The organism is Motilibacter deserti (assembly GCF_011250635.1).
GTDB lineage: Bacteria > Actinomycetota > Actinomycetes > Motilibacterales > Motilibacteraceae > Motilibacter_A > Motilibacter_A deserti.
On sequence record NZ_JAANNP010000010.1, the window covers coordinates 53,201 to 79,249 of the forward strand.

Annotated in this window: 23 protein-coding genes and 1 pseudogene; 12 read left to right on the plus strand and 12 right to left on the minus strand. The window is 74.2% G+C overall.

Annotation, left to right across the window (positions count from 1 at the left end; translation table 11 throughout):
• The 3 genes from G9H71_RS13380 to G9H71_RS13390 form a co-directional block, all read left to right on the plus strand.
• A partial coding sequence (locus tag G9H71_RS13380; RefSeq protein WP_231134768.1) for an FIMAH domain-containing protein occupies positions 1-535 on the plus strand: 535 nt, incomplete at its 5' end.
• Positions 536-817: 282 nt separating this feature from the next.
• Complete coding sequence (locus G9H71_RS13385) at positions 818-2,743, plus strand: TIGR03773 family transporter-associated surface protein (protein WP_166282618.1); 1,926 nt, start codon at positions 818-820, stop codon at positions 2,741-2,743.
• Between the two features lie 106 nt (positions 2,744-2,849).
• The gene (locus tag G9H71_RS13390; RefSeq protein WP_331272972.1) at positions 2,850-4,136 is read left to right on the plus strand and encodes an MFS transporter; all 1,287 of its coding nucleotides are present in this window, start codon (positions 2,850-2,852) and stop codon (positions 4,134-4,136) included.
• On the opposite strand, the gene G9H71_RS13395 is transcribed toward G9H71_RS13390, so the two are convergent.
• Positions 4,107-6,101 (minus strand): heavy metal translocating P-type ATPase, encoded by a 1,995-nt coding sequence (locus G9H71_RS13395; RefSeq protein WP_166282620.1) that lies wholly within the window; start codon positions 6,099-6,101, stop codon positions 4,107-4,109. The two genes, G9H71_RS13390 and G9H71_RS13395, sit on opposite strands and share 30 nt — an antisense overlap.
• A 79-nt stretch (positions 6,102-6,180) precedes the next feature.
• Here G9H71_RS13395 and G9H71_RS13400 point away from each other — a divergent pair, with 79 nt between their 5' ends.
• Entirely contained in the window at positions 6,181-6,564 is a 384-nt protein-coding gene (locus tag G9H71_RS13400; RefSeq protein ID WP_166282622.1) for an ArsR/SmtB family transcription factor, read from the plus strand.
• A gap of 30 nt (positions 6,565-6,594) precedes the next feature.
• On the opposite strand, the gene G9H71_RS13405 is transcribed toward G9H71_RS13400, so the two are convergent.
• Genes G9H71_RS13405 through G9H71_RS13420 form a run of 4 tightly spaced genes read right to left on the minus strand, consistent with a single transcriptional unit; the run spans position 6,595 to position 11,516 of the window.
• Positions 6,595-8,439 (minus strand): ABC transporter permease subunit, encoded by a 1,845-nt coding sequence (locus tag G9H71_RS13405; protein WP_166282624.1) that lies wholly within the window; start codon positions 8,437-8,439, stop codon positions 6,595-6,597.
• 5 nt (positions 8,440-8,444) lie between these two features.
• Entirely contained in the window at positions 8,445-9,953 is a 1,509-nt protein-coding gene (locus G9H71_RS13410; protein ID WP_331272974.1) for an ABC transporter substrate-binding protein, read from the minus strand.
• A gap of 40 nt (positions 9,954-9,993) precedes the next feature.
• Positions 9,994-10,734 (minus strand): ABC transporter ATP-binding protein, encoded by a 741-nt coding sequence (locus G9H71_RS13415; protein ID WP_166282626.1) that lies wholly within the window; start codon positions 10,732-10,734, stop codon positions 9,994-9,996.
• Positions 10,731-11,516 carry an ABC transporter ATP-binding protein gene (locus G9H71_RS13420; protein ID WP_331272975.1) on the minus strand — a complete coding sequence of 262 codons (786 nt, stop codon included), beginning with the start codon at positions 11,514-11,516 and terminating at the stop codon, positions 10,731-10,733. Before G9H71_RS13420 ends, G9H71_RS13415 begins: the two co-directional genes overlap by 4 nt.
• A gap of 172 nt (positions 11,517-11,688) precedes the next feature.
• Between G9H71_RS13420 and G9H71_RS13425 the strand changes: the two genes are divergently transcribed.
• A complete protein-coding gene (locus G9H71_RS13425) occupies positions 11,689-11,982 on the plus strand; it encodes a DUF1490 family protein (protein ID WP_331272976.1) in 294 nt (97 codons plus the stop codon).
• Positions 11,983-12,073: 91 nt separating this feature from the next.
• Positions 12,074-14,170 (plus strand): heavy metal translocating P-type ATPase, encoded by a 2,097-nt coding sequence (locus G9H71_RS13430; protein WP_166282681.1) that lies wholly within the window; start codon positions 12,074-12,076, stop codon positions 14,168-14,170.
• A gap of 67 nt (positions 14,171-14,237) precedes the next feature.
• Here the strand turns inward: G9H71_RS13430 and G9H71_RS13435 are convergent, their stop codons facing one another.
• Positions 14,238-15,350 carry a hypothetical protein gene (locus G9H71_RS13435; RefSeq protein ID WP_166282628.1) on the minus strand — a complete coding sequence of 371 codons (1,113 nt, stop codon included), beginning with the start codon at positions 15,348-15,350 and terminating at the stop codon, positions 14,238-14,240.
• A 242-nt stretch (positions 15,351-15,592) separates the two neighbouring features.
• On the opposite strand from G9H71_RS13435, the gene G9H71_RS13440 reads away from it, so the two are divergent.
• Complete coding sequence (locus G9H71_RS13440; RefSeq protein WP_166282630.1) at positions 15,593-16,672, plus strand: NHL domain-containing protein; 1,080 nt, start codon at positions 15,593-15,595, stop codon at positions 16,670-16,672.
• Between the two features lie 81 nt (positions 16,673-16,753).
• Here G9H71_RS13440 and G9H71_RS13445 read toward each other — a convergent pair whose 3' ends face one another.
• From G9H71_RS13445 to G9H71_RS13455, 3 genes are read right to left on the minus strand one after another with little or no spacing between them, the layout of a single operon-like run.
• Entirely contained in the window at positions 16,754-17,140 is a 387-nt protein-coding gene (locus G9H71_RS13445; RefSeq protein ID WP_166282632.1) for a hypothetical protein, read from the minus strand.
• Positions 17,137-18,234 (minus strand): CobW family GTP-binding protein, encoded by a 1,098-nt coding sequence (locus G9H71_RS13450; RefSeq protein ID WP_166282634.1) that lies wholly within the window; start codon positions 18,232-18,234, stop codon positions 17,137-17,139. Before G9H71_RS13450 ends, G9H71_RS13445 begins: the two co-directional genes overlap by 4 nt.
• The gene (locus G9H71_RS13455; protein ID WP_166282636.1) at positions 18,231-18,500 is read right to left on the minus strand and encodes a type B 50S ribosomal protein L31; all 270 of its coding nucleotides are present in this window, start codon (positions 18,498-18,500) and stop codon (positions 18,231-18,233) included. Before G9H71_RS13455 ends, G9H71_RS13450 begins: the two co-directional genes overlap by 4 nt.
• Positions 18,501-18,615: 115 nt before the next feature.
• On the opposite strand from G9H71_RS13455, the gene rpmG reads away from it, so the two are divergent.
• Positions 18,616-18,783 carry a 50S ribosomal protein L33 gene (rpmG, locus tag G9H71_RS13460; RefSeq protein ID WP_166282638.1) on the plus strand — a complete coding sequence of 56 codons (168 nt, stop codon included), beginning with the start codon at positions 18,616-18,618 and terminating at the stop codon, positions 18,781-18,783.
• A 347-nt stretch (positions 18,784-19,130) separates the two neighbouring features.
• The gene (locus G9H71_RS13465) at positions 19,131-20,495 is read left to right on the plus strand and encodes an aldehyde dehydrogenase family protein (RefSeq protein WP_331272978.1); all 1,365 of its coding nucleotides are present in this window, start codon (positions 19,131-19,133) and stop codon (positions 20,493-20,495) included.
• A gap of 7 nt (positions 20,496-20,502) precedes the next feature.
• On the opposite strand, the gene G9H71_RS13470 is transcribed toward G9H71_RS13465, so the two are convergent.
• Complete coding sequence (locus G9H71_RS13470; RefSeq protein WP_166282642.1) at positions 20,503-20,649, minus strand: hypothetical protein; 147 nt, start codon at positions 20,647-20,649, stop codon at positions 20,503-20,505.
• A gap of 289 nt (positions 20,650-20,938) precedes the next feature.
• On the opposite strand from G9H71_RS13470, the gene G9H71_RS13475 reads away from it, so the two are divergent.
• The 3 genes and pseudogenes from G9H71_RS13475 (at position 20,939) to G9H71_RS13490 (ending at position 24,169) form a co-directional block, all read left to right on the plus strand.
• Complete coding sequence (locus tag G9H71_RS13475; RefSeq protein WP_166282644.1) at positions 20,939-21,967, plus strand: LacI family DNA-binding transcriptional regulator; 1,029 nt, start codon at positions 20,939-20,941, stop codon at positions 21,965-21,967.
• 5 nt (positions 21,968-21,972) lie between these two features.
• Positions 21,973-22,426: pseudogene (locus G9H71_RS25535) on the plus strand (LUD domain-containing protein).
• Positions 22,427-22,555: 129 nt separating this feature from the next.
• Entirely contained in the window at positions 22,556-24,169 is a 1,614-nt protein-coding gene (locus G9H71_RS13490; protein WP_166282648.1) for a histidine kinase N-terminal 7TM domain-containing diguanylate cyclase, read from the plus strand.
• Between the two features lie 122 nt (positions 24,170-24,291).
• Here the strand turns inward: G9H71_RS13490 and G9H71_RS13495 are convergent, their stop codons facing one another.
• Together G9H71_RS13495 and G9H71_RS13500 are read right to left on the minus strand one after the other, a co-directional pair.
• The gene (locus G9H71_RS13495; protein WP_231134771.1) at positions 24,292-25,629 is read right to left on the minus strand and encodes an ABC transporter ATP-binding protein; all 1,338 of its coding nucleotides are present in this window, start codon (positions 25,627-25,629) and stop codon (positions 24,292-24,294) included.
• On the minus strand, positions 25,613-26,049 hold a 437-nt coding region (locus G9H71_RS13500), incomplete at its 5' end, for an ABC transporter ATP-binding protein (RefSeq protein ID WP_166282650.1). The genes G9H71_RS13500 and G9H71_RS13495, both read right to left, overlap by 17 nt.

A 26,049-nucleotide genomic window follows, 5' to 3' on the forward strand; every position in this document is an offset into this window, starting at 1 on the left:
TGGCCAGATGGTGACGCTGGACGCGGTGGTGGCGCCGGTGTCGGTGCTGGACCGGTACGAGTGGTGGGTGCAGAAGGCCGGTGCCGCTGAGCCCAGCAAGGTCGAGGGGGTCAGTGGTGCGCGGTACGCCTTCACCGCGGACGCCTCGTTCGACGGGGCGAAGGTGTCGGTCAAGCTGGTGAAGAACACGGGCGCGACCTACATCGAGTCCCCGGCGGTCACCGTCGCCATGGACATCGTCGACGCCCGCTACTTCGCGAAGATCCGTGGCGCGGTCAACGGCTACGTCGCCGACGGCACGACGAGCGCGAAGACCGCGGCCAACATCCTCGAGCGGCTCGACCGCGCCGAGGTGGCGGCCCGGGCTGGGAGCGAGGAGCGGGCGATCGGGTTCCTCGAGCAGTTCGTGGCGCGGGTGCAGAACCAGGTCAAGGGCAATGCCGCGGACATCGCCGCCCGCAACGCCCTGACCGCCGACGGGCAGCTCCTTCTCGCCTACTACGAGGCCATGGAGGACGCCGAGAACGTCGCGTGACCCGCTGACGGATCTCGAGGGAGGGGTCGCCCGGCACTGCCGGCGGCCCCTCTCGTGCTCGCGGCTCGGCTGTGCGCCTCGGGCCGCGCACGCCACGAGGAAGTGGAAGACACCGACAACCATTGCCACTAAGCTCCGTCACCGGCAGTCGGCCCCGAGAGGAAGGGACCCCCCGTGCGGCGAGATCGCCTGGCGCGACGGCTCATCGGCCTTGCACTTGCTCTGAGCGGCCTTTCGGTAGGCCTGCCGTCGGCCGCGTCGGCCGCGTCGGACGGGCCTCTCGTGCTGCACCGCGGACACATCGACCTGTTCGACGTGGTCTACGACGTCGACGCGCGCAATCTCGACCTCAAGGTCAAGGACGACACGAAGCTCTATGCCGAGGCGGCCGTGCTGCGCGAGCCCGAGGACGTGGTGATCCCAGTCGACCCGGCGATCACGTCGGCGACCGTTCCGTCGGACCCCGAGTACGGCTTCCTGGGGCGCGCGGGTGACCGCGTCTACGTCCTCCAGCAGAACGGCCGGAACGCCGACGGGACCCGGCAGCCCTGGCCGGGCTGGGGTGCCGAGTCCGTCCCCGGCGGGCTCCTGCAGGACGACATCGTCGTGCTCGATGTCGACGTGGAGGGGCCGGGCAAGGTGTTCGCCTACTCCAGCGGAGCCGGGACGCCCTTCGTCTACATCGACGGCAACTTCTCCTGGCCCGACGACCTCGAGACGAACGTTGGTTCGCACGTCCACACCAACTGGGCCTTCTCCGAAGAAGGCACCTACACGCTGAAGGTGCGGGCGAAGGCGACGACGGTCGACGGGCTCCCGCTCGTGAGCCCCACCTCGACCTACACCTTCGTCGTCGGCGCCCCGACGCAGCCGCCGCCCCCGCCGCCGACCAGGCTGACGGTGAGCGGGGCCGACCGGGCGTACTTCCCAGGGGACGAGGTGCGCCTGCAGGCACAGCAGAGCCCGGAGACGGAGCTGACCGAGTACGTCTGGGAGTCCCGGCGGCCCGGTGCCGCGGACTTCACGTCGGTCTCGATCGGGGCGCCGGCAACGTACGCCTTCCCCGCTCACCTGTCCGACGACGGGACCCAGTACCGCGCCCTCCTGCTCGACCGTCATCGCGAGACCGTCGCCGTGTCCCCGCCGGTCACGGTGCGGGTACGTGAGCCGGGCGCCGGCGGGGGCCCGGCGGCCGACGTCTGCGCCGCGCAGCCGGACGTCGACGTGGTCGGCGAGGGCCACGCCGACCTCGCGTTGCGCATCCGCAACGACGGCGAGCTCGTGGCGCAGGTCAAGGACGGGCGGACGGGGTCGCCGGTCTGGCACGGACCGGCCCAGGTCGCGTTCCGCCTGGGCACCGCAGCCGCCGGCACGGGGACGGAGCGGGCAGGGCTCGAGTTCCTGGGGCGCCGGGGCGAGATCTTCTGGGCGGTCGGCCAGACTCAGCAACCTGGTGTGCCGTGGCTGGGATGGAGCACCGACGACGCCACGATGACCGACTCGGTGTCGGACGAGATCGGCTGGAGCCTGGACCGGTCGCGAGTGACGGGGCCGGGAGATGTCTTCGTCTTCCAGACCGACGCGTTCGGCCGCGTGCTCCCGTTGCTCGGTACCGGCGCCGGCTGGCCGGCGTCGGCCACGCTGGCCCGCGGCAGCCACTCGCACGGCACCTGGGCGTTCACCGCGCCCGGGCGCTACACGCTGCCGTTCACGTACACCGCGACCTCGTACGGAAGGCCGACCTCGGCGACCGCGACGGTGACGTTCCTGGTCGGCCCGTGTGCCTTCCCGTCCCCGTCGCCCGCCCCCACCGGCCCCACTCCGGTGCCTGCCTCGCCGGGGGCAACGGCCATTCCTGCTCCGGTCGTCCCCGCTCCCGTCGTCTCCACGCCACCGGCGCCCATCCAGGTGCCCGACCTCGGCCCGCGTCCCGTCGTCCTGTCCCGTGCCCGGCTCGTCGGCACGCCGGTCGTCGGCGCGCGACTGACCTGTCGGCACCGGTTCTCCGTGGGCACGATCCGTTCCTTCCAGTGGCTTCGGGACGGCGAGCCCGTCCGCGGCAGGTCGGCGTCGCGGCGTCTCGTGGCCGACGACATCGGGCACCGGATCCGGTGCCGCGCTGTCGTCGCCGCGCCGGCGGGCACCGCTTCGTCCCTGTCGCCGACGCGGACGGTCAAGCCCCTCGCGCGGCCTGCGCGGCGACCCTGACCCTGCGGGCCGGGCAGCCGCTCCGGCGCCCCCACGTACGATGCGCGCACGGCGGCCCGGGCGAGCAGACGGGACGGCCGGCTTCGGAACGGCATGAGGAGCACGGGTGACCGCCGTTCGCAGGAGCTCGGCGCTGCTCGTCGGCCTCTCCCGCTGGGGCATCGTGCGCGAGCTGCGCTCGGCGGAGCCCGTCGTCCGCCTGCTCGTGCTGACCCAGCTCGCGTTCAACGTCGGCTTCTTCATGGTGCTGCCGTACCTCTCGGTCCACCTCGCCGACGACCTCGGGCTCGCGGCCGCCGCCGTCGGGCTCGCCCTCGGCATCCGGACCTTCAGCCAGCAAGGCCTCTTCGTCGTCGGCGGGACGCTGGCCGACCGGTACGGCGTCAAGCGCGTGGTGCTCGCCGGCTGTGCCCTGCGCGTCGCGGGCTTCCTCGGCCTCGCGGTCGCGGACTCGGCGGTCGCGGTCTTCGCGGCGACCGCGCTGACCGGCTTCGCCGCGGCGCTCTTCTCCCCGGCGGTCGAGTCGGCGCTGGCCCGGGAAGCGGGGGAGCTGGAGACCGCAGGAGGCACTTCCCGGGTCGACGCCTTCGCGCTCTTCTCCGTGGGCGGCCAGATCGGCGCGTTCTCAGGGCCGCTCGTCGGCACGCTGCTGCTGCTCGTCGACTTCCGGGCGGCCTGCCTGGCGGCGGCCGCGGTGTTCGTCCTGATCCTGCTCGCCCACGCGCGCTGGCTGCCGGCGCGGCCCGCGGCGCACGCGGGCGAGCGCCTTCTCGCAGGGTGGCGTGAGGTGCTCTCCAACCGCACGTTCCTGCTCTTCGCCGTCGCCTACAGCAGCCAGCTCGTGGCGTACAACCAGCTCTACCTGCTGCTGCCACTCGAGGTCGAGCGGGCCTGGGGATCGCAGGCGCCGCTCGGCTGGCTGTTCGCCGCGTCCTCCCTGCTCGTGGTCGCCGCCCAGCTCCCGGTCACGGCCTGGTGCAGGCGCCTGAGGGTCGAGCAGGTGCTTCCCGCGGGGTTCGTCGGAATGTCGCTGGCCTTCGTCGTCGTCGGGCTGACCGCGCCGGCCGGTGCGGTCGGCGGAGCCGGGCTGCTCCCCGCCGTCGTCTTCGTCGTGCTGCTCACCGTCGGGGAGATGGTCGCCATGCCGTTCGCCCGCGACCTGGTCCCTCGGCTGGCCGCGGAGCGCCGGCTCGGGACCTACTTCGGTGTGCTGTCCTCACTCAGCGGCGTGGCCGTCCTGCTGGCGAGCACCGCGATCGGCGCCCTGGTGCAGGCCGCGCCGGGCGACGGCCTCGGAGCTGCCGCCCCGTGGCTCGTGGCCGGGGCGCTGCCGTTGGTCAGCGCGGTCGTGCTGACACGGCTGCTACCCGGCCTGCGGGCCGCGCGGCGCTGAGCCGGCGCGGCGCGCGGACGTCCACGCCCGGTCGGGCAGCAGACGCAGCCCGTTCAGCCCGACGAGGACCGTCGACCCCTCGTGCCCCAGCACGCCGAGCGGGAGCGGGAGCGAGCCGAGAATGTCCCACAGGGACAGCACGACGATGAACGACGCGGCGATCGCCAGGTTGGCCACCACGATGCGGCGGGCCCGGCGGGACAGGGCTACCACGGTCGGGATGGCGCGCAGCTCGTCGCGGACGACGACCGCGTCGGCGGTCTCGAGCGCGAGGTCGCTGCCGTGCCGGCCCATCGCGACCCCGACGTCCGCAGCGGCCAGCGCGGGCGCGTCGTTCACTCCGTCGCCGACGAGCAGGACGCGCGCGCCGGCGGCCTGCTCGGCCCTGACGTGGCCCACCTTGTCCGCAGGCAGCAGCCCGGCGCGTACGTCGGCGATGCCCGCCTCGGCCCCGACGGCCCGCGCCGCTCCCTCCGCGTCGCCGGTGAGCAGCAGCGGCTGCCGGGCCATGAGGGTGCCGAGCTCGGCGACGGCCGTCCGGGCGTCGGCGCGCAGCCGGTCGGTGAGCCCGAGGACGGCGGCGGGGAGGCCGTCGACGGCGACGACGACCACGGTGTGGCCGGCAGCCTCGACGGCGGCGACCGCGCGCTGCAGGGAGGGAGCGTCGTGCCCGTCGCCCACGTCCAGCCGCCCGGGGCTGCCGACGTCGACCCGGTGCCCGCGCACCGTCGCGCTGACCCCGCGCCCCGGTCTGGAGGTGAAGCCGGAAGCAGCCGGAGCGTCCAGCCCCTCGTCGTCGGCAGCCGCGACCAGGGCGCGGGCGAGCGGGTGCTCGCTCGGGCGCTCGGCGGCGGCGGCGAGGGCGAGGACGTCGGCGCGGGCGAGCTGGGCCGGCTCGAGCAGGTGGACGGACGCGAGCCGTGGGAAGCCCTCGGTGAGCGTGCCCGTCTTGTCGAACGCGACGGCGGACGCCGTGCCCAGCCGCTCCATCACCGCGGCCGACTTCACGAGCACGCCGTGCCGGCCGGCATTGGCCACGGCGGCCAGCAGCGGTGGCATGGTGGCCAGCACGACGGCGCAGGGCGAGGCGACGATCATGAACGTCATCGCGCGGAGCAGCGTCGGCTCGAACTCGGCTCCGAGCGCGAGCGGCACGCCGAGCAGGGCGAGCGTCATCGCGACCATGCCCACGGCGTACCGCTGCTCGACCTTCTCGATGAACAGCTGGGCCCGCGCCTTCGTGGCGGAGGCCTCCTCGACCAGGGCCGCGATACGGGCGACGACCGACTCGTGCGCCGCCCGGTCGACCCGGACGTGCAGGGCCCCGGTCCCGTTGAGGGTCCCGGCGAACACGGTGGCTCCGACCCCCTTGAGGGCGGGCAACGGCTCGCCGGTCACCGACGCCTGGTCGACGTCGCTCTCGCCGGCGAGGACGGTGCCGTCGGCGCCGATGCGCTGTCCCGGCCGGACGAGCAGGACGTCCCCCGGCTCGAGCGCGCTGACCGGCACGGCCTCCTCCCGCCCGGGCCTCAGCCGGGTGGCGGTCACCGGGGCCAGCGCGAGGAGGGCGCGCACGGAGTCCTCCGTCCGCGCCGTCGCCACCGCCTCGATGGCGCCGGAGGTGGCGAAGATGACGATGAGCAGGGCGCCGTCGAGGACCTGTCCGATGCCGGCGGCGAGCACGGCGGCGACGACCATGAGCAGGTCGACGTCCAGCGTCCCCGCTCGCAGCGCGCGCAGGCCGGCGAGTCCGGGCTCCCAGCCTCCGGTGGCGTAGCACGCCAGGTAGAGCGACCACCAGACGACGGGAGGCACGCCGGCCAGCTGGGCCAGCCCGCCCAGCGCGAAGAAGGCGGTCGCCGCAGCGGCCCACCGGGCCTCCGGCAGCTGGGCGGCCCGGCGCAGCAGGGGCGGCGCGGCCAACACCTCGCGGGGCGTGGCCTGCACCGTCGCGCTGGGTGCCATCTGCGGTGCCTTCCTCTCGCGGACGGGAGGCAGCGTATCTGCATGTATATGAAGGTAGGCAAGTAGCTACCATGTCGGCGTGCACCGCGACCTGCCCGACTTCTCGATGCCGGCCGAGGAGCAGGCGCATCTGGCGGCCGAGGCGTTCCGGCTGCTGGCCGACCCGACCCGGATCAAGATCCTGTGGGCGCTGCTGCAGGGCGAGTCCTCCGTCTCCTGCCTCGGGGAGCTGGTCGGCGCCAGCCCGACCGTGGTCTCGCAGCACCTGGCCAAGCTGCGGCTCGCCGGCCTGGTCAAGGGCCGGCGCGAGGGGACGTTCGTCTACTACACCGCCGCGGACGTCCACGTCCGCCGGCTGCTGACCGAGGCGCTGTTCCACGCCGAGCTCTCGGACGAGGGCAGTGACGCGGGCCATCGGCACTCCGAGCCCGGCCCGCCCGCCCGGGACGTACGCAGCACCTGAGGCGCCGGCCCGGGCGAGGCGTTCCTGCCGCTACCCCACCGGCTCCGCCCGCTGCGCCGTCGCCGGTCGGGCGCTCCGGCCCGGCCGGCGGCGTACGGACGGCGCCAGCGCCGACGCGCTGACGGCCAGCACGGACAGCGCGACGAGCGAGAGAGCCGGGGCCAGGACGACCCAGGGAGCGCGCTCGACGTACGGCATCCCCTCGGCCAGGACCAGCCCCCAGTCCGGGGTCGGTGGCTGCGGCCCCAGCCCGAGGAAGCCCAGCCCGGCGAGGGCGAGCGCGACACCGGGCAGGCGCAGGAAGGCGTTGCGCAGCACCGGTCCGGCCACCATCGGGAGCACGTGCGTCAGCAGTGCCCGCGTCCTGCCGACTCCCAGCACGGGGAGCACCCGGACGTGGGGCTGCGCGACCGCCTCGGCGACCAGGGCTGCGGTGTGCGACGCCAGCGGCGCCCAGCTGACCAGCAGCACGGCCACCGCGGCGCCTGTCGAAGACGGCCCGACGACAGCCGCGACGAACAGCCCGGCGATGACGGGAGGCGCGGCGTTGGCGACCTCGACCGGCCCGGCCGTCGCGTTCGGCAGCAGGCCCGCGAGCAGCCCCACGGCGTACGCCGCGAGGCACACAGCGAGTGCGGTGGCGATCGTGGTGGCCGCGCCCTGTCCCAGCCTGGCGAGCAGGTCGCGTCCCGATGCGTCCGCCCCGAGCAGGAGGTCGCCCGACGGGCCGGCCAGCCGTCCGCGGTCGGCGGCGTAGGGGTCCCCGGCCAGCCCGCCGAGGACCAGGACGGCCAGCAGCAGGAGCGCGGTCAGCGGGACGAGCCGGTCACGACGGCGGACGACGTGGCCGGAGGAGGGGATGACGAGCCCGCCCGCCCGGGCCGCTCGGCCGAGCACCGCTCGGCGGGTCACGTCGGTGGCGACACCGAGCAGGGCGCCGAGGGCGATGAGCAGCAGCATCCCGGCCTGCAGCACCGGCAGGTCCTGGGTCTGGGCCGCGCCCAGCGTCGTGCGCCCCAGCCCGGGGATGGCGAACACCCGCTCGACGGCGACCGCCCCGCCCACCAGGCCGACGGCCACCAGCCCGATCTGGGGGAGGACCGGGGGGACGGCGCGCAGCAGGAGCCCGCGGGTGAGCGCTGCGCGCGGCGCGCCGGCAGCCGTCCATGTGGACACCCACGTCTCGGCGCCGCTGGTGGCGACGGCGTCGGCGATCAGCCGCCCGACGAGGCCGCCCGCGGGCAGGCCCATCGCCAGCGCCGGCAGGACGGCGCTCGACGGGCCGTCCCACCCGTACGGCGGCAGCAGCCCCAGCCACACGGACACCACCACGAGCAGTGCCGTGGCCAGCAGGAACTCCGGCAGCGCCGTGAGAGCGGCGGCGACGGCGCCCGACGTGCGGCGAGGAGAGCCACGCAGGACGCCGAGCAGGGAGGGCGCCACCAGCAGCGCCGCGACGGCGAGCACGACGACGAAGGAGAAGGCCATGAGCGTGACCGACACGCCGAGGGCGGAGAGCGCCCCCGGCAGCACCTGCGCCCCGCTGACCCAGGACGTGCCGAAGTCGCCGCGCAGCACGTCCGAGGCCCAACGCCCGAGCAGGGCCAGGGGCCCGTCCGCCAGGCCGAGCTGCTCCCGGACGGCGGCGAGCGCCTCGGGCGTCGCCTCCTGGTCGGCCGAGCGCCCGCGCAGGACGGTCAGCGCCGGGTCGCGCCCGGAGAGCCAAGGGAGGAGCCCGACGACGGCGACGACGGCGACGACCGTCAGGACGCGGGACAGCAGCCGGACCACCGAGGCCCCCCGCCCCTGTCGCCGGCGCAGCCGGGACGTTCGCGGTGGGGGGCTCGCTACGGGAGGGAGCGCGAGCGCGGTCATCGCGCTCAGCGGGCGGCGGTCTCGGCGGTCACGAGCCGCCGCTCGCGCGGGTCGCGTGCGACGTCGGAGAAGTCCCCGGACTCGCCCTGGATGACCCGCTCGTGCAGCATCGGGATGGCCGCGTCGGACTCGAGGATCAGCCGCTCCGCCTCCAGCGTCGCTGCGCGGCGCGCATCGCCGGTCTCGGTGCCGGAGGCCTTGCGCAGGGCGGCGTCGATCGCAGGGTCGCAGAGCTGGGCGATGTTGAAGGAGCCGTCGCAGGCGAAGTCGGAGTACATGTAGGCGACGGGGTCGCCGGAGTCCAGCACCGTGGCCCGGGACAGGATGAACGCGTCGAAGTCGCCGGCGAGTGCGTCGGCCTCGATCTGGGCGTACTCACGCACCTCCTGGCGCACTCGGAAGCCGGCGGCCTCCAGCTGCTGCTCCAGCTGCACGGCGACCTCGGGCAGCTCGGCCCGGTCCGTGAACGTGGCGAGGACGATCTCGGCGCCGGCAGGGTCGGCGGCGGGCCGCTCGGTCCGCTCGGGCCGCCCCTCGGCCGCCCACGGCAGCGCCGGCCCCAGCAGCCCCTGGGCCACGTCTGCGCGCCCCTCGTACACGTTCTCCACGATCGCCTCGCGCTGCACGGCGTCCCGGGCCGCGGCGCGCATCGCCGTGTCCTTGAAGACGCCCCGCTCCGTGTTGAGGTACAGCGTGTTGGTCCGGGGCATCGGCACCTCGAACACCTGGTCCGACTCCAGCAGCGACGCCTGCGAGACCGGGACCGCCTCGACGACGTCGGCCGTCCCCGTCCGCAGCGCTGCGGCGCGCGCGGTGCCGTCCGGCACGAAGTCGACGTCGATGCCCGCCGCCTTCGCCCGCTCCCCCCAGTAGCCGTCGAACCGATCGAGCGTCGCGCCCACCGTCCCGTCGACGGCCACCAGCTCGAAGGGCCCGGTCCCGTGCCCGACGGGGTCGACGGTGCCGTCCGGGCGGTACGCCGCGGCCGCCAGGATCGACAGCTGGGGGCTGGACAGCCGCTGCGGCACCAGCGGGTCGGCGTCCCCCGTCCGGACGAGCACCGCCTCGCTCGGTGCGGCCGGGTCGACCTGTGCCGTGAGCTCGACACCGTCGAGGATGCGAGGCTTGGGGCTCGCCTTCGTCGCGGCGGTGAGCACGGCGGCGACCTGGTCGGCCGTCAATGGCGTGCCGTCGTGGAAGGTCACGCCCTGGCGCACCTCGAAGCGCCACGTGCGGGGGTCGACCTGCTCCCACGCGGTCGCGAGCGCCGGCTGCGCGTCGCCCGCCTCGTCGAGGACGACGAGCGTCTCGGCCGTGGACCAGCGGGAGAGCTTGAACGCGTCGTCGCTGAACGGCGTCAGCCCGGAGCGGGGCGGCTGCAGCATGGCGACGCTGATGCGCTTGCCCTGCGCGGTGGGCGCGGCCCCCTCGGGCTCGTCGCTCGAGGAGGAGAAACAACCGCTGAGCAGCAGGGCGGTCAGGCCGATCGCGGGCAGGGCGGAGCGGGGGTTCACGGAGTCCTCCGGGCGAGGGGGAGCGGGATGGTGGGCGAGCTCAGGGCAGGGTGGGCACGGCCGTCACCAAGGCTCGGGACGACGGGTGCTGCGGGGCGCGGAGCAGTTGTCGGGTGGGCACGTCCTCGACGGCCCGGCCGTCGGCGAGCACGACCGTGCGATGGCAGAGCGCGGCGACCGCCGCCAGGTCGTGGGAGACCAGCAGCAAGGAGGTGCCCTGGCGCTCGAACGCCGCTCGCAGGGAGGCCAGGACCTGTGCCCGCAGGGGCAGGTCGAGACCGCTCACCGGCTCGTCGGCGAGCAGCAGGGCGGGCCGCAGCACCAGGGCGCGGGCGAGCGCCACCCGCTGCGCCTGGCCGCCGGACAGCTGGGGAGCGCGCGCGTCGCGCAGGCTGCCGGGTAGGTCGACGGCGTCGAGCGCCTCGTCGACGAGGCCCCGCATACGCCGGCCCTCGTCAGGGGTCCCGAGCCGCTGCACGGGCAGTGCGACGAGCTCGCGGACCGATCGCCGCGGGTCCAGGGTCGAGGCGGGGTCCTGCGGCACGTACTGCACGAGGCGACGGAACCACCCGAGCCGGCGCGGGGAGCCGGGGCGGACCTGGCGGCCACGGCACGTCACGGTGCCGGCGTCGGGCTGCTCGAGGGCGAGCAGGGCTCGCAGCAGCGTCGTCTTGCCCGCGCCGGACTCGCCGACCACGCCGAGCCGCTCGCCGTCGGACACGGCCAGGTCGACGTCGCGCAGCAGCCGGAGCGACAAGCCCTCGCAGCGCAGCAGCGTCACGGCGCCTCCGCCGTGGCGTACAGGTGTGCCTCGACCGTCCGGGCGGCCGTGATCAGCTCTCGCGTGCGCTCGTGGCCCGGGCTCGCGAGGACGTCCTCGACCGGCGCGTGCTCCACCACGCGGCCGTCCGAGAGGACGACGAGCTCATCGCAGAGCGCCGCGACGACGGCGATGTCATGAGTGACGAAGAGCAGGGCACGGCCGGTGCCCGGCCCCGTTCGGTCGCGGAGCAGGCTCACGACCCCCGCCTGTGTGACCACGTCGAGCGCGGTCGTCGGCTCGTCGGCCACGAGCAACGACGAGGGGGTCATCAGGGCCAGTGCGAGGCACACTCGCTGCCGCATGCCGCCCGAGAGCTCCGACGGGAGCGCCCCCGCGATCCGGCCGGGGTCGCGAAAGCCCAGGGACTCGAGAGTCTCGAGGACACGGGCGCGGGCGAAGGCGCGGCTGCCGCCGAGCGGCAGGGCCAGCTGCCGGCCGACGGGAAGCAGCGGGTGCAGGGCCCCGGCGGAGTCCTGGCGTACGACTCCGGGCCGCGCGCCCGGCGGGCGTCGGGCGGCGGGTACGCCGAGGACCTCGGCGCCGGCCAAGCGGACGCTGCCGGTCGCCCGCAACGCGGGCGGCAGCAACCCGAGAACCGCTGCCACCGTGAGGGACTTGCCCGACCCGGAGGCGCCGAGGACGCCGACGCGACGCTCGGGCTCCACCGTCAGGTCGACCCCTTGAAGCAGGCCGCGGCTCGCGCTGTCGACGCGGAGCCCGCGGACGTCGAGGAGGGGCACGACGTGTTCCTCCTCCTCCTGCAGCCGACGACGCCGACACTCTAGACGAGAACGATTACTGTTTTCCTGATCGGGGAGAAGAGGGCGGCCGGTGATGCCGGCCCGCCGCGGAGCACGATGAGCGCGGGGAACGAGTCGCTGCGCGAGGCGCAGCCGGGAGTGGAGGTCGGCAGTGGCACTGCCTTTGGGAGCAGGCGTCGTCCGCAAGGGCGTCGGGACCGTCGTGACGGGTGTGGTCGGCGTCGCCGTCGTCCGCCTCGCCGAGCGGCGGGGCGGGCCGGCCGCGCGCCGGGTCGCGGTCGAGGTGGCGAAGGCCGGCATCCGTGGTGGCCGGGCGCTCGGGGAGGGCGTGGAGCGCACCCGGCTCGCGGCCGGTGACGTCGCGGCCCAGGCGCGGGAGGAGATGGGCGAGCAGGCCCCGGTGCCCGGCACGTCCGCCACCGGGCACGACGGGCACCAGCACTGACCGCGACCGGAAGGGGCCGGCTGTGAGGGCGATCGCACAGGAGCACCAGGAATCAGGAACTGCACGTGTGGTGTCCGACACGGCCGGGCGGATGCGGGTGGAGTCGTCGCTCCTGCGCGGGTCGACCGGGAGATGCGTCGCGCTCGAGGACCTGCTCGACGGCACGCAGGGCGTGCTTGCGTGCAGGGCGTACCCCCGCACCGGCAACGTCGTCGTCTGGTACGACCCGGAGCTCCTCGACGCGGAGACGGTCCTCGCCGCCGTGGAGTCCGTCCGAGTGGTCGACGCCCAGGCGCTGGCGCCCCGCCAGGCCCGCTCGGCCGAGGTCCCGGACGGCGACGTCCTGCGGCTGGTCGCCGGTGCGGCTGCCCTGGTCCTGCTGGGAGGGCGGCGTTACGTCCTGCGGCGGCCGCCGCTCCTCGGGCCACAGGCCCGCGGCGTCACCGCCGGCGTCGCGGTGTTCACCGGCTACCCCTTCTTCCGGGGAGCGGTGCGGAGCCTCGCGGGCGAGAGGACGGCGGGCACCGACGCCCTCGTGACCTCGGCCACGGTGGCGAGCCTGCTCCTGCGCGAGAACGTCGTCGCCCTCACCGTGCTGTGGCTGCTCAACATCGGGGAGCTGCTGCAGGACCTCACGCTGCGACGCACCCGCAAGGCGATCTCGGAGCTGCTGGCCGGGGCGGTGACCACCGCGTGGGTCCGGCTCGACGACGGCGCGGAGCAGCAGGTGCCCATCGACCGGCTGCGGGTCGGCCACGAGGTCGTCATCCACGAGCAGGCGACGATCCCGGTCGACGGCGTCGTGGTCGACGGGCAGGGCGTGGTCGACCAGGCAGCCATCACCGGCGAGAGCCTTCCGGTCTCCCTGGCGACCGGCGACACTGTCCACGCCGGCAGCGTGAACTTGCGCGGCCGGCTGGTGGTGCGCGCGACCGCGACCGGGCGCGACACCGCGGTGGGGCGCATCATCGCTCGCGTCGAGGAGGCACAGGAGGACCGCGCCCCCGTGCAGACGGTGGGCGAGCGCTTCTCCCGTCGGTTCGTCCCGGCCTCCTTCGCCCTGGCCGGGGCGACCCTGCTCGTCACGCGCGACGTACGCCGGGCCATGACGATGCTGCTCGTGGCCTGCCCGTGCGCGGTCGGCCTGTCCACCCCGACCGCGATCAGCGCCGCGATCGGCAACGGTGCCCGGCGCGGCATCCTCATCAAGGGCGGGTCGCACCTCGAGGCCGCCGGCCGGATGGACGCGCTGGTCATCGACAAGACGGGCACGCTCACCCTCGGCAAAGCGGTGGTCACCAACGTCGTCTCGTTCGCCGAGGACTGGGATCCGATGCAGATCCTGGCCTACGCCGCCAGCTCCGAGATCCACTCCCGCCACCCGCTCGCGCAGGCGGTCATCCGCAACGCGGAGGAACGCCGGGTGGAGATCCCGCCGCACGAGGAGTGCGAGGTGCTGCTCGGGCTCGGGATGCGGACGGAGGCGGACGGTCGGGTCCTGCTGCTCGGCTCGCTCGCGCTCATGGAGCGGCAAGGCGTCGAGGTGGGCGCGGACGCCCGCCAGTGGCTCGACCGGCTGCAGCACGCGGCCGAGACCCCGCTCTTGCTCGCCGTGGACGACCGGCTGGTCGGCCTGGTGAGCCTGAAGGACGCGGTGCGCCCGGACGCCCGGCAGTCGCTCGAGCGCCTGCGCGCCAGCGGTGTGCGCCGGGTCGTCATGCTCACCGGCGACTCGCCCGCGACAGCGGCCGCCGTCGCGGCCGAGCTCGGGATCTCCGAGTGGTCCGCGGAGGCGATGCCGGAGACGAAGCAGGACGTCGTCCGGGCCCTGCAGTCCGAGGGCTACGTCGTCGGCATGGTCGGGGACGGCACCAACGACGCCCCTGCGTTGGCCCTGGCCGACATCGGGATCGCCATGGGCGTGTCGGGGACCGACGTCGCTCTGGAGACGGCGGACGTGGCGCTCATGGGTGAGGACCTCGGCCGGCTGCTCGACCTGCGCGACCTCGGCGGCCGGACGCTCGGCGTGATCCGGCAGAACTACGGGATGAGCATCGCGGTCAACGGCCTCGGGTTGCTGATCGGCGCCGGCGGGGCACTGTCCCCGGTCGCGGCGGCGATCCTGCACAACGCCTCCTCGATCGCCGTGGCGGGCAACAGCACCCGGCTGGTGCGCTACCGCGTCTGAGACCCGCGCTGCATGCACAAGGGCGGTGGAACATCCCACCGCCCTTGTGCTTCCCGTCGCGAAGCTCTCAGCCCTTGTACGGCGTCAGCAGGAACGCGCGGGTCTGCCCGTTCACCGTCGCGTACCCGGCGATCTGCCCCTTGCTGCTGATGCTCTCGGCGGTACGCAGCACCCAGCCCGCAGGCAGGTCCACCACCAGGTCGTTCAGGTCGTAGCCCACCGTGCCGCGCCACAGCACCGCGGTGCCGTCGATGGTGGGAAAGTTGTAGAACCCGGACGCGTGCCCGACGATGTCGCCCGCGTCGTTCACGGCGGACGCCCGGCTGTTGCGCAGGCCGTTTACGGTGCCGAGGTCACGCGCGGTCCCGTCGCTCCACACGGCGGCGTGATAGATCGCCGTGCCTGTCGGCGTCTCCCCGACGACCGACTCGCCGACGGCGGTCTGCAGCTTGTTCACGTCGAGCGCCTCGCTGAACTCACCCGGGACCAGCGCGCCGAGCACCACAGGCTCCCTGCCGCCACGCCAAAGCACCGCCTGGGACACGCCGCCGGGCACCGGCGCCCGGCCGACGATGTGGTTGCCGTCGCTGACCGCGGTGGCCCTGCTCGCGCCCGCGAGCTCCGGGTGGGGCAGCGGGAGGGCCGACAGTGCTCGGCGGTAGCCGGTGCGGAAGGCACGACTGGTGCCGGCTGCCGTCGAGGAGCTGCCGACGATCGTGCCCTCGTCGTTGAGGTCGTTCGCCACCGCGGACCCGCCGCCGAGCGTGCCGAGGTCCGTCATCCTCCCGCTCGCGTCCCAGAAGACGGCCCGGGACACCTCCGGCGACGCCGTGAAGGCCTCGCCGACCGCCTCACCGCGGACGTTCACCTCGAAGGCGCGGCTGAAGGTGCTGCCCGGCAGCGTGCCGAGGCTCGTGACCGTGCCGCCCGCCGCGCGGAAGGCGATCTGCGGGCGGGTCGCGGTCGACGTGCGGGACGTACCGACCACCACGCCTCGGTTGTTGACGCCCAGGCCGAAGACGGCCGTGCCGCCGAGCGACCCGAGGTCGACGAGCGCGTAGCGCGGCTCCTTGGGAGCCGCCTCGGCCGCGCCCTGCAACGGTGCGGCGGCCAACGTGGCCGCGACGGCCAGTGCTGCCGCCATCGGATGAGCGACGGCCCTGCGGCGTGAGAAGCGCATGCGGTCTCCTGGTGAGGGTCCTGGCGTCCGGAGCCCGGACGGCGGAGGCGGCTCAGCCCTTCGGCGAAGCGCCGCAGGCCGAGCCGTCGTGTTCGAGGTCGCCGAAACATAACGACAACCATTGTCGATGTCCACCCGAGACATCACCCTCGGCTCGGGCGAGACTTGAAAACGGTTGTCACATGCGCTTGGGTGGCGCCGCCGCCGACTGTGGCGGCGCGATGCACACCTCCAGGAGAGCGATGAGACTGAACAGCAGGGCGTCAGCAGCGGGCCTCGCCGCCCTCACCTTCGCCGGCGTCGTCGGCACGGCACCAGCAGCCGACGCGAAGTCCAACACCGGCGTCGGGGTCATCCGCACCATCGCCGGGACCGGCGCCGCCGGCTACACCGGGGACGGTGCGGCGGGGACGCAGGCCAGGATCAGCAACGCCGAGGGCGCCGTCCTCGACCGGCACGGCCGAGTCTGGATCGCGGACACGTACAACAACGCGATCCGTCGGGTCGAGCTCGACGGCAGCATCACGACCGTCGTCCCCCCGGCGGCAGGCCTGCTCTACCCCTTCGGCCTGGCGCTCAAGGGCGACAACGTCTACGTCGCGGACACCTACCACCACCGTGTGGTGAAGCTGGACCGGCGCGGCCGCCTGAGCGTCGTCGCCGGGAGCGGCACGGCCGGGTACGCGGGGGACGGCGGGCGCGCGACGGCGGCGCAGTTGCGGTACCCCTTCGGCGTCGACGTCGCACCGGACGGCCGGCTGCTCATCGCCGACACGTTCAACAACCGGGTGCGCGAGGTCGGCAACGACGGCGTCATCAGGACGATCGCGGGCAGCGGGGCGCGCGGCGCGGCGGGGGACGGGGGCACGGCTACCGAAGCGCAGCTCGCGCTTCCGTACGACGTGGCAGACGCACCCGGTGGTGCGACCGTCATCGCCGACACCGCGAACAACCGCGTGCGCGAGGTGGACGCCGCGGGAGTCATCAGGACCATCGCAGGCACCGGTGTCGAGGGCTACAACCGCGACGGCATCCGCGCCACCGACGCCCAGCTCGCCGCACCGAGCGGGGTGGACGTCGCGGGGGAGCACGGCCTGGTCATCGCCGACTACGAGAACAACCGGGTACGCCTGGTCCAGGGCGGCACGATCCGTACGGTGGCGGGTGACGGCACCGCCGGGTCCCGTGGGGACGGCGGGTCGGCGGCGGCGGCGGCGATCAACATCCGCGGCGGCGTCAGCCTCGACCGCCGCGGACGGACGCTCGTCGTCGTCGACACCTGGAGCGCGAAGGTCCGACTCGTCCCGCTGACCAAGAACTAGCGCCGGGGCGTGCGGTGCTCGATGTCGTGCGGACGACATCGAGCACCGCACGCTCGCCACGACGCGGAGCCGTCCCCGCCCTCAAGGGCCCGGGACGACCGCGTCCGCGAGGGCGGACGGGAGCAACAGAGCGCCGTCGTCCGCAGTTGCAGGATGCCTCGCCCACTCCAGCAGGGCTTCTCCGCGCTCCTGGCGATCGACGCACGCCAGCCACGTGCCGACCCGCTCCGTCGGGCGGCCGGTCGCCATCAGGCCGATCACGCCGTAGGCGCACAGCCCGGGGCAGTCGAGGCGCAGGAGCACCGCCCCTGGCGTACCGCTCACCACGTCGCGCAACTGCAGTAGCGGATCGTGCGGAGCCAGCCGGCGGACCGCTCGGCAGCGCTGCCCGTCGCAGACGCCGACCACGTGGCGCACGTCGTCGGGCGGGGCCGGGCCGGGCCCGGTGACGCCCGGGAGGCGCGTCACGCGACCTCCTCGAGTGGCCCCAGCCACGCGTCGAAGCCGTCCGGGCGTCCTGCCCATCGGTCGAGGCCGGTGGCGAGCTCGGCGTCCGTCATCAGGGCCGAGTCGAAGGCCCGGCGCAGCACGGCGGGGTCGTGGTCGACCCCGGTGACGAGCAGCCGGGTCTCCCGCTCCGCGACGTGGCCGGGGTACGCGGGCGACCCCCAGCTGCCGACGCCTCCGATGCTGAGCTGCCCACCGGCGCCGTCCCACGCGACGACCACGTCGGGACGCGTGGGCAGCCAGAAGCAGCCGCGCCCGCGCATCGGCCCCGCCCCGAGCGCCTCGATCTCCTCGAGCAGCCGAGCGGGGTGGAAGGGGCGCCAGGACCGCAGGTCGAGCGTCCAGACCCCGGCGCGGTCGTCCGTCGATCGTGAGCCCAGACAGCGCGGGTCGCCTCGGCGCAGCAGCTCTTCCCGACGGGCGCGCCGGGTCCGCGCATCCTCCACGAGGGTCGCACCAGCGAGCCCGCCGCTGTGGAGCGCGACGTGGCGAGCGCCCTCCGGTGCGAGGTGCTCGAGCACAGCCGTGGCCTGCGCGGGCGCAGGTCCGGGCAGGAGCACGACGTCGGCGAGCTCGAGCTGGTGTGCGAGCGCCTCGCCGACCGAGCGGGCGTCGTCGACGGTGAGCCCGATGCCACGTTCGCTGAGCAGGTCGTCGCCGAGCAGGTCGTCCACCACGGACGCGCCGTCGAGCACCGTGACGAGCGGGCCGACGCGCACGCGCGCCCGGACCAGGGCCTGCACCACCGGGAGCGGCTCGGCCGTGGCGGGCAGGGCGAGGACGACGGCCGGTGCGGCTCCGCCGCCCGCCAGCGTGCGGCGCACGGTCGGCAGCACGTCCTCGCGCAGGGCGCACGACAGACAGGCGTGCTCGAGCGGGACGAGGACGTCCTCGCGGACGCCGTCGCTCCCGTAGACCACCCGGCGCAGGCCGGCGGGCAGCAGGTCGTGCTGGACGACGAGGGCTCCGGGAAGGTCGCACAGCAGGTCGCCGGCCGCGACTCCACGGAGCACGGGGTCGATGGCGGACAGGACCACGACGGCCGGCGACGTCATTCGGCCGCCCCCGTCGCAGCGCCCTTGGCCCCGTAGCGCCGGTTGAAGCGCTCCACCCGGCCCTCGCTGTCGAGCACGCTGGCGCGGCCGGTCCAGAAGGGGTGGCTGGCCGAGGAGACGTCGACGTCGATGACGGGGTAGCTGCGCCCGTCCTCCCACACCACCGACTCACGGCTCGTGGCCGTCGAGCGCGTCGGGAACGACATGCCTCCGGCCCGGTCGCGGAAGACCACCGGGTGGTAGTCGGGATGGATGTCTCGCTTCATGGTGCCTCCTCGAGCAGTAAGCTAACGACAATCATTACCAAAAGGAGGTCAGGATGCAACGCACGTGCACCGGCAAGGTGCAACGACGGGAGGCCGAGTGGGGAGGGAGGCGCTAGTGGCCCGCTCGACCGACCTGCGGCCCGTGGTGAAGCTGCGGTCGACGGCAGGAACCGGCTACACCTACGTGACGCGCAAGAACCGTCGCAACGACCCGGACCGCATGACCCTGCGCAAGTACGACCCGGTGGTGCGACGGCACGTGAACTTCCGCGAGGAGCGCTGAGCGCCCGGTAAGCCGCACCCTCCTTGCTCAGCCGCGGGCGTGGCGTCATCGCGCTTGCCGGGACTCGGTGCACCCGCTAGCCTGAGCAGGCAGATGAAAACCGTTTCCAAGAGGGCGGGGCGTCAAACGATGCCCCGAATGCTCAGGATTCATCGCAAGGTCCGCTCGGCCGGTTCCTGTTCGGGGACTCCTTACCGGCTGCCATGAGCGTTCCTGCGTCCCGCCCCTGGAAGCGTCCGGCCGTCAACTGCCGGACACGCGAGCTGGAGCCTGCTGCTGCGGTCGGTGGACCGGGCGGTGCGCGGTTGCGAGGATGCCGCTGCACCGCCGACCGGAAGGACGCCGACGTGACCGTGATCAGCCGCTCCCCGCAGGACCCTGACGACGTCGTGCTCGAGACCGCCGAGGCGGGGCGCGACGCGGTGCTCGCGGCGGCCGCTCGGGCGCGCACCGCGTACGCCGGCTGGGCCGCTGCTCCTGCGACCGTGCGCTCGGCGGGGCTGGTGGCTGCGGCCGACGCGGTCGCCGGCGCGACGGACGAGCTGGCCGCGCTCGTCGTGCGCGAGGTCGGCAAGCCGGTCACCGAGGCACGCGGGGAGGTGGCCCGTACGGTCGGAATCCTGCGCTACTACGCGCAGGCCGCGCTGCTCCCGGAGGGCGACGTGCTCCCCGCCCCGGACGGCCGCTCGCTGCTGCACACCCGTCGTCGCCCGCGCGGTGTTGCGGGCCTCGTCACGCCGTGGAACTTCCCGCTCGCCATCCCGGTGTGGAAGGCCGCGCCCGCGCTGGCGTACGGCAACACCGTCCTGCTCAAGCCGGCCGAGGAGGCGCCGGCCTGCGCGCAGCGGCTGGCGGAGCTGCTCTCGGCGGCGCTGCCCGCCGACGTCCTGACGGTCCTTCAAGGCGGAGGGGAGACCGGCGCCGCCGTGGTCGACGTCGCCGACGTGGTGTCGTTCACCGGCTCGGAGGCGGTCGGTGGCATCGTCCGCCGGGCGGCGGCCGAGCGCGGCGTCCCGGCGCAGTGCGAGATGGGCGGCCAGAACGCGTCCATCGTGCTGCCGGACGCGGACATCGACGCAGCCGCGGCCGCGATCGCCGGGGCCGCCATGGGCTACGCGGGCCAGAAGTGCACGGCCACCAGCAGGGTCGTCGTCGTGGGGGACGCCGCCGGGTTCGGCGAGCGGCTCGCCGCGGCCGTGGAGTCCCTGGCCTTCGGCGACCCGGGCGACCCGAAGACCGCGCTCGGCCCGGTGATCTCGGAGCAGGCACGGGACGCGGTCGTGGACGCCGTGGCCGAGGCCGAGAAGGCGGGCGCCCGTGTGCTGACGGGAGGCACGGCGACAGGCCCGGGGTGGGCCGTCGCGCCCGCCGTCGTCGTGGACGTGCCGGACGGCCAGCGGCTGCTGCGCGAGGAGGTCTTCGGCCCGGTCTGTGCGATCGTCGGCGTGCCCGACGTGGATGCGGCCGTTGCGGAGGCCAATGCCGTACGCCACGGCCTGGTCGCCGCGGTCTTCACCCGTGACCTCGCGCTCGGCCTCGAGCTGCCCGGCCGGCTGCACACCGGCATGGTGAAGGTCAACGCCCCCACCTCCGGGGTTGACTTCCACGCCCCCTTCGGCGGGTCGAAGAGCTCGAGCTACGGCCCGCGGGAGCAGGGCCTCGCCGCGAAGGAGCTCTACACCGAGACGGTCACGGTGACCATCACGCCCTGACCGGGGCTCAGCCGCCGAACACCCGGCGCTCGGCCGCGTCCCACGCGGACGGGTCGCCGGCGGGCTCGTACGTCTCCAGCCGGATGGTGTCGCGGATCAGCGCGCGCAGCCGCGGGAGGCCGCCCTCCACCGAGTCGGTCGTGCGGCCCTGCACACGTCGTGCAGGGCCAGGAGCGGTGGGGGCCGGGGCGGCGGAGAAAGGACCACGAGGGGCCGTAGTCGTGAAACGTTCCACAGGGAACGTCGTGCAGCATGCAGCCGCCGGAAGGGGCGCGTCAAGGGGTGTTGTGCACGTTGCTAAAACCGTCACCCACGGCTTGGAAAGGCTCGTGCCGTCTGTCCGCCACCAGGGCTTGACACGTTTCAATCCCGCGTTGGCCGGCACGAGCCCGGACCGCGCGAACCGCCGCCTCTCCGGCCCGGACCGGGGATCATGAAGGGCCATGTCCACCACCAGCATCAAGCAGGTCGCCCAGCACGCCGGCGTCTCGGTCGGCACGGTCAGCAACGTGCTGAACCGGCCCGAGATGGTGGCCGCGAGCACCCGCCAGCGCGTCCAGGCCTCGATCCGCGAGCTCGGGTTCGTCCGCAACGAGTCGGCCCGGGCGCTGCGGTCAGGGCGGAGCCGCACCGTCGGTCTCGTCGTGCTCGACGTCGCCAACCCGTTCTTCACCGACGTCGCGCGCGGCGCCGAGGCCGTCACCGATGAGCAGGGCAGCGTGGTCTCGCTCTGCAACAGCGGCGACGATCCCGAGCGGGAGCGGCGCCACCTCGAGCGGCTGGAGGAGCAGCGCGTCCAGGGGCTGCTCATCACGCCGGTCGACACCGGCAGCCCGCGCCTGGACCAGCTGGTCGAGCGCGGCATGCGCGTCGTCCTGGTGGACCGCCGCTCCGGCCGGGACAACCGTTGCTCGGTCGCGGTGGACGACGTGCTGGGCGGGCGGCTGGCCGGCTCGCACCTGGCCGAGCAGGGGCATCGGCGCATCGCCTTCGTCGGCGGGCCGACCTCCATCCGCCAGGTCGCGGACCGGCTCGACGGCGTCTCGCGGGCGGCCGAGGAGGCGGGCGTGGCCCTGCGCGTGCTCGAGACCCCGAGCCTCACGGTGAACGCCGGCCGCGCCGCCGGCGAGGCCATCGCCGAGCTCCCGGTGTCCCAGCGGCCGACGAGCGTGACGTGCGCCAACGACCTGCTCGCGCTCGGCCTGCTGCAGGAGATGACCCGGCGCGGCCTGCGGGTGCCGCAGGACGTCGCCATCGTCGGCTACGACGACATCGACTACGCCGCGGCGGCCGCGGTCCCGCTGTCGTCGGTGCGCCAGCCGCGCGAGCTGCTGGGGCGGATCGCGGCCGAGCTGCTCTTCGAGGAGATCAACTCCCCGGAGGACCACGAGCACCGGCAGGTGGTCTTCGAGCCGGAGCTCGCCGTGCGCGAGTCCAGCACCCACCGCCGGCGCCGCCGATCGAACGGGTGACCCCCTTGCGGATCGCGCTCTTCATCACCTGCCTGGCCGACGGGCTCTTCCCCCGGGGTCGGCCGGGCCACCGTCCGGCTGCTCGAGCGGCTCGGCCACGAGGTCGACTTCCCGCTCGCGCAGACCTGCTGCGGGCAGATGCACACCGACACCGGCTACGGACATCGGGCCTACTACCCGCATCGCGGGACCTACCGCCCGACGTGCCACTCCTTGCGGGTCGTCCTCGACGGCAGCACGGGCCAGGGGCGGCGGGCACTGACGCTCGTGCCGGACTAGCCCCTTCTCGTCGTACGCGTCGAGCAGGCCGTCCGCGGCGTGCCGGAGGCGGTCGCTGCCCTCGACCCGACCCGGCCGTTGACGTGGATCAGCGGGCCGAGCGCGACCAGCGACATCGAGCTCGACCGCGTCGAAGGGGTGCACGGCCCGCGCTCGCTGGAGATCGTCCTGGTCGGCTGACGAGGCCCGTCGGTCGGTCGCGCCACCGCAGAGGCGGTGCTCGTTCCACCCGTCCGGCCCATCAGGGCAGCTCATCCCGGCGGGCGGCAGGCCGATGGGACGGCGAGCACGTCCAGACCGGGGGGTGGCATGGCGGGGCTTGACCTGCTCGTCGTGTACGCCCTGGCCGGCGTGTTCGCCGTCGGGACCGCCGTGCTCAGCTGGCGCAAGCGGACCGCGAGCTCGGCGGCGCCGGCGCTCTCCCTGACGATGTCCGGCGTCGCCGTCTGGTGCGCCGCCGACGCCGTGCTCTTCCTCGGCCTGCCCCTGTCGGCCCAGCGGGTCGCGGCCTCCACCGCCATGGTGGCGATCGCCGTCGCGCTCGGCGGGATGCTGCGCCTCAGCAAGGCCGTGGTCGTCCCCCAGTGGCGTCCCGGCGACGCGCACTCCGTGCTGCTGGCCGGTGTCCCGCTGCTCGTCGCGGCCGCCGTGGCGACGGATGCCTGGCACGGCAGGTTCTTCGCGCGGCCGGCGCTGACGGGGCCGGGCGGCTCGCTCGAGTACGGCTACGGCCCGCTCGCGATCGCCTTCTTCGCCTGGTGCTACGTCATCGTCGTGGTCTTCGTCTGGCGGTGGGTGCGGCACTGGTGGCGGACGCCGCGCGTCTTCCGCCGGCAGCTGTCCTGTCTGCTCCTGGGTGCGGCGGTGCCCGCCGTCGGCGGGGCGGTGCAGCTCCTGATGACCGGAACGGACGGACGGAGCATCGACTACACCCCGGCGCTGCTCGTGGTGACCGGGCTCGTCGACGGGTGGGCGCTGTTCCGCGAGGGCCTGTTCAAGATCGTGCCGGTCGCCCGCGACCTCGTGGTCGAGTCGATGACCGAGGCCGTCGCGGTGCTCGGGCCGGACGGGCGCGTCGTGGACGTGAACCCCGAAGGGCGCAGCCTCGCCCAGCGGCTCCGGCCCTTCGACGGTGAGCTGCTGGGCGCCGACGCCCTCGAGACCCCGCTGGCGCTGCTGCTGCCGCGCCAGCTTGCCGAGGAGGAGCTGCGCGAGCCGGAGCCGGGCCTCTTCGTGCACGTGCAGCTGCGGACCCTGCGCGACGAACGCGACCGGCTCATCGGACGCCTTCTCGTGGCCCGGGACGTCAGCCGGTACGTGCACGCGGCGCGCGAGCTCGAGCGCATGAACGCGGAGCTCGTCGAGAAGGTGGCGACCATCGAGGCGCTCCGCCGGGAGCTGCAGGAGGAGGCGGTGCGCGACCCGCTCACCGGGCTGCACAACCGGCGTTTCCTGATGCAGACGATGGATGCCCTCGACGCGCGGCCTGCCTCGGCCGACCTCTCCGTCATCGCGCTCGACGTGGACCACTTCAAGCAGGTCAACGACACCTACGGCCACGACGTCGGGGACCAGGTCCTGTGCGCGGTCTCGGCCTTCCTGTGGCGCGCGGCGAGCGGCGTGCACGCGTTGACCCGGATCGGCGGCGAGGAGTTCGTGCTCGTGGTCGCCGGCAGCGGGCTCGGACAGGCCCGGGACCTCGCCGAGCGCCTGGTGCGCGGCGTGGAGGAGCTGGCGGTGACGGTGGCGGGGCAGCGGATGCCCGTGACGGTCAGCGCGGGCGTGGCCTCCGGGCGCGTCCCCGGCGTCCTCACGCGAGAGCTCCTGCGCGCCGCGGATGCTGCGATGTACGCGGCCAAGCGCGCCGGGCGCAACCGCGTCCAGGCCGCCGGCGCCGCGCCTGCTCCTCTCCACATCGGCTGACACAGCGGTCGGCCCTCGAAGCGGTTGCTCCGAGGGCCGAACCGGGCTTCAGCGAAGTGCTGCTCTGCCTCGGTTGCGCCGTGGCCTGATCGACGTTCGGCGAAGTGGGCCCCGGGCCAGGCTCAGCGCGACGCCTCCTCGCTCAGCGGTGCGAAGCGCGGGTCGAACAGGTGGCACTCGACCCGCGCCGTGCCGACGGCGAGGGGCACCGGGTCCACCTGCTCGCGGAAGTCGACGACCACCGCGCCGGCGTCCTCGCGGACGGCCGTGATCCCGCGCCAGAGCCGCTCGTCCGGGGCGTCGGACCGCATGCGCTCGAGCAGCGCGAGCAGCTCTCCGGCCCGGCCCGCCGCCGGGCGGATGCGGACCGACCGCCCGGGCGCGTCGAGGTCCTTCAGGTCGGCGAAGAGCGCGCTCTCCTCCTTGTACGCCGACGCGTCCAGGCGAGCCCAGCGGTCCTCGAGGGTGGAGCGCAGGTCGCGTGCCTCCCAGCCGCACGGAGCGAACGCCGCGGGGCAGCGCGGGTGGAACGAGCAGCCGACGGGTGGGCGTACGGCGTCCGGCACCTCGCCGCGCGGAAGGTCGTGCGGGACGTCACGGATGAGGCCGGGGGTGGGGATCGCCCGCAGCAGCGCCTTGGTGTAGGGGTGGCGCGGGTTGTTGAAGATCTCCTCGGACGTCCCGATCTCGACGATGCGCCCGAGATACATGATCGCGACGCGGTCGCAGAAGAGCTTCGCCGTGGCCAGGTCGTGGGTGATGTAGACGTAGGTGAGGTCGAGGCGCTCGCCGAGGTCGATCATCAGCTGCAGGATCTTGGCCCGGACGCTCATGTCGAGCATGGACACCGGCTCGTCGGCGACGAGCAGGTCCGGCTCGAGCACGATGGCCCGCGCGATGACCGCCCGCTGTTTCTGCCCGCCGGACAGGTCCGAGGGATACATCGACATGTAGCGCTCGGCCGGCGCGAGGCCGACGGTCTCCAGCGCCTGCTTGACCAGCCGGCGCCGGTCCTCGTCGCTGGACCCGATGTCGTGAACGCGCAGCGGGTCGCCGACGGCGGTGCCGATGTCCATGGACGGGTTGAGCGAGGCGTGCGGGTCCTGGAAGACCATCTGCAGCTTGCGGCGCAGCGGGCGCAGCCGCCCCTCCGACAGCCCGACCAGCTCCTGGTCCTGGTAGCGGATGCTGCCCCCGGTCGCGGGGACGAGGCCGAGCAGGGCGCGCCCGAGGGTCGTCTTGCCACTGCCGGACTCGCCGACCAGGCCGAGCACCTCTCCGCGGCGCAGCGTCAGGTCGATGCCGTCGACGGCCTTCACCGCGGGCGGGGTACGCCCCAGCACGCGCGAGAGCGCGCCGCCCCGCAGCTGGTAGTGGACCTGCAGGCCCTTGACGGTGAGCATCGCGTCCGCGTCGGACGACCCTGCCGAGGCGGGGGCGACGTCAGGCTTCGTCGGCAACGCTGATCTCCTCGCGCTGGAGCGGCGAACGGTCGGCCGCGGAGAGCTCGTCGAGCCGGTGGAGCCAGCAGCTCACGCGCTGGCCGCCCTCGGCGATGGTGTCGCCCGGGTCGCGCGCGGGGCACACCTGCATGGCGTTCGGGCACCGCGGGTTGAACCGGCATCCCGACGGCGGGTTGGCCAGGTCCGGCGGCGCCCCCGGGATGGACGTCAGCTGCGTGGTGTCCAACGAGATGGTCGAGGCGAGCAGCGAGCGGGTGTAGGGGTGCGCCGGGTTGTTGAAGACCTGGCGGGCGTCTCCCTGCTCCACGATCTTGCCGGCGTACATCACCGCGACGCGGTCGCACGCCTCCGCCACGATCCCGAGGTTGTGCGTGATGAGCAGCAGCGCGGTGTTCGAGGTCTTGCGCAGGTCCGAGA

Excerpts from the sequence above, each read along its gene's own strand:
- G9H71_RS13395 (WP_166282620.1), bottom strand. The coding sequence starts at position 6,101 with ATGGCACCCAGCGCGACGGTGCAGGCCACGCCCCGCGAGGTGTTGGCC.
- G9H71_RS13405 (WP_166282624.1), bottom strand. The coding sequence starts at position 8,439 with ATGACCGCGCTCGCGCTCCCTCCCGTAGCGAGCCCCCCACCGCGAACG.
- G9H71_RS13430 (WP_166282681.1), top strand. The coding sequence starts at position 12,074 with ATGCGGGTGGAGTCGTCGCTCCTGCGCGGGTCGACCGGGAGATGCGTC.
- G9H71_RS13435 (WP_166282628.1), bottom strand. The coding sequence starts at position 15,350 with ATGCGCTTCTCACGCCGCAGGGCCGTCGCTCATCCGATGGCGGCAGCA.
- G9H71_RS13440 (WP_166282630.1), top strand. The coding sequence starts at position 15,593 with ATGAGACTGAACAGCAGGGCGTCAGCAGCGGGCCTCGCCGCCCTCACC.
- G9H71_RS13450 (WP_166282634.1), bottom strand. The coding sequence starts at position 18,234 with ATGACGTCGCCGGCCGTCGTGGTCCTGTCCGCCATCGACCCCGTGCTC.
- G9H71_RS13455 (WP_166282636.1), bottom strand. The coding sequence starts at position 18,500 with ATGAAGCGAGACATCCATCCCGACTACCACCCGGTGGTCTTCCGCGAC.
- G9H71_RS13475 (WP_166282644.1), top strand. The coding sequence starts at position 20,939 with ATGTCCACCACCAGCATCAAGCAGGTCGCCCAGCACGCCGGCGTCTCG.
- G9H71_RS13490 (WP_166282648.1), top strand. The coding sequence starts at position 22,556 with ATGGCGGGGCTTGACCTGCTCGTCGTGTACGCCCTGGCCGGCGTGTTC.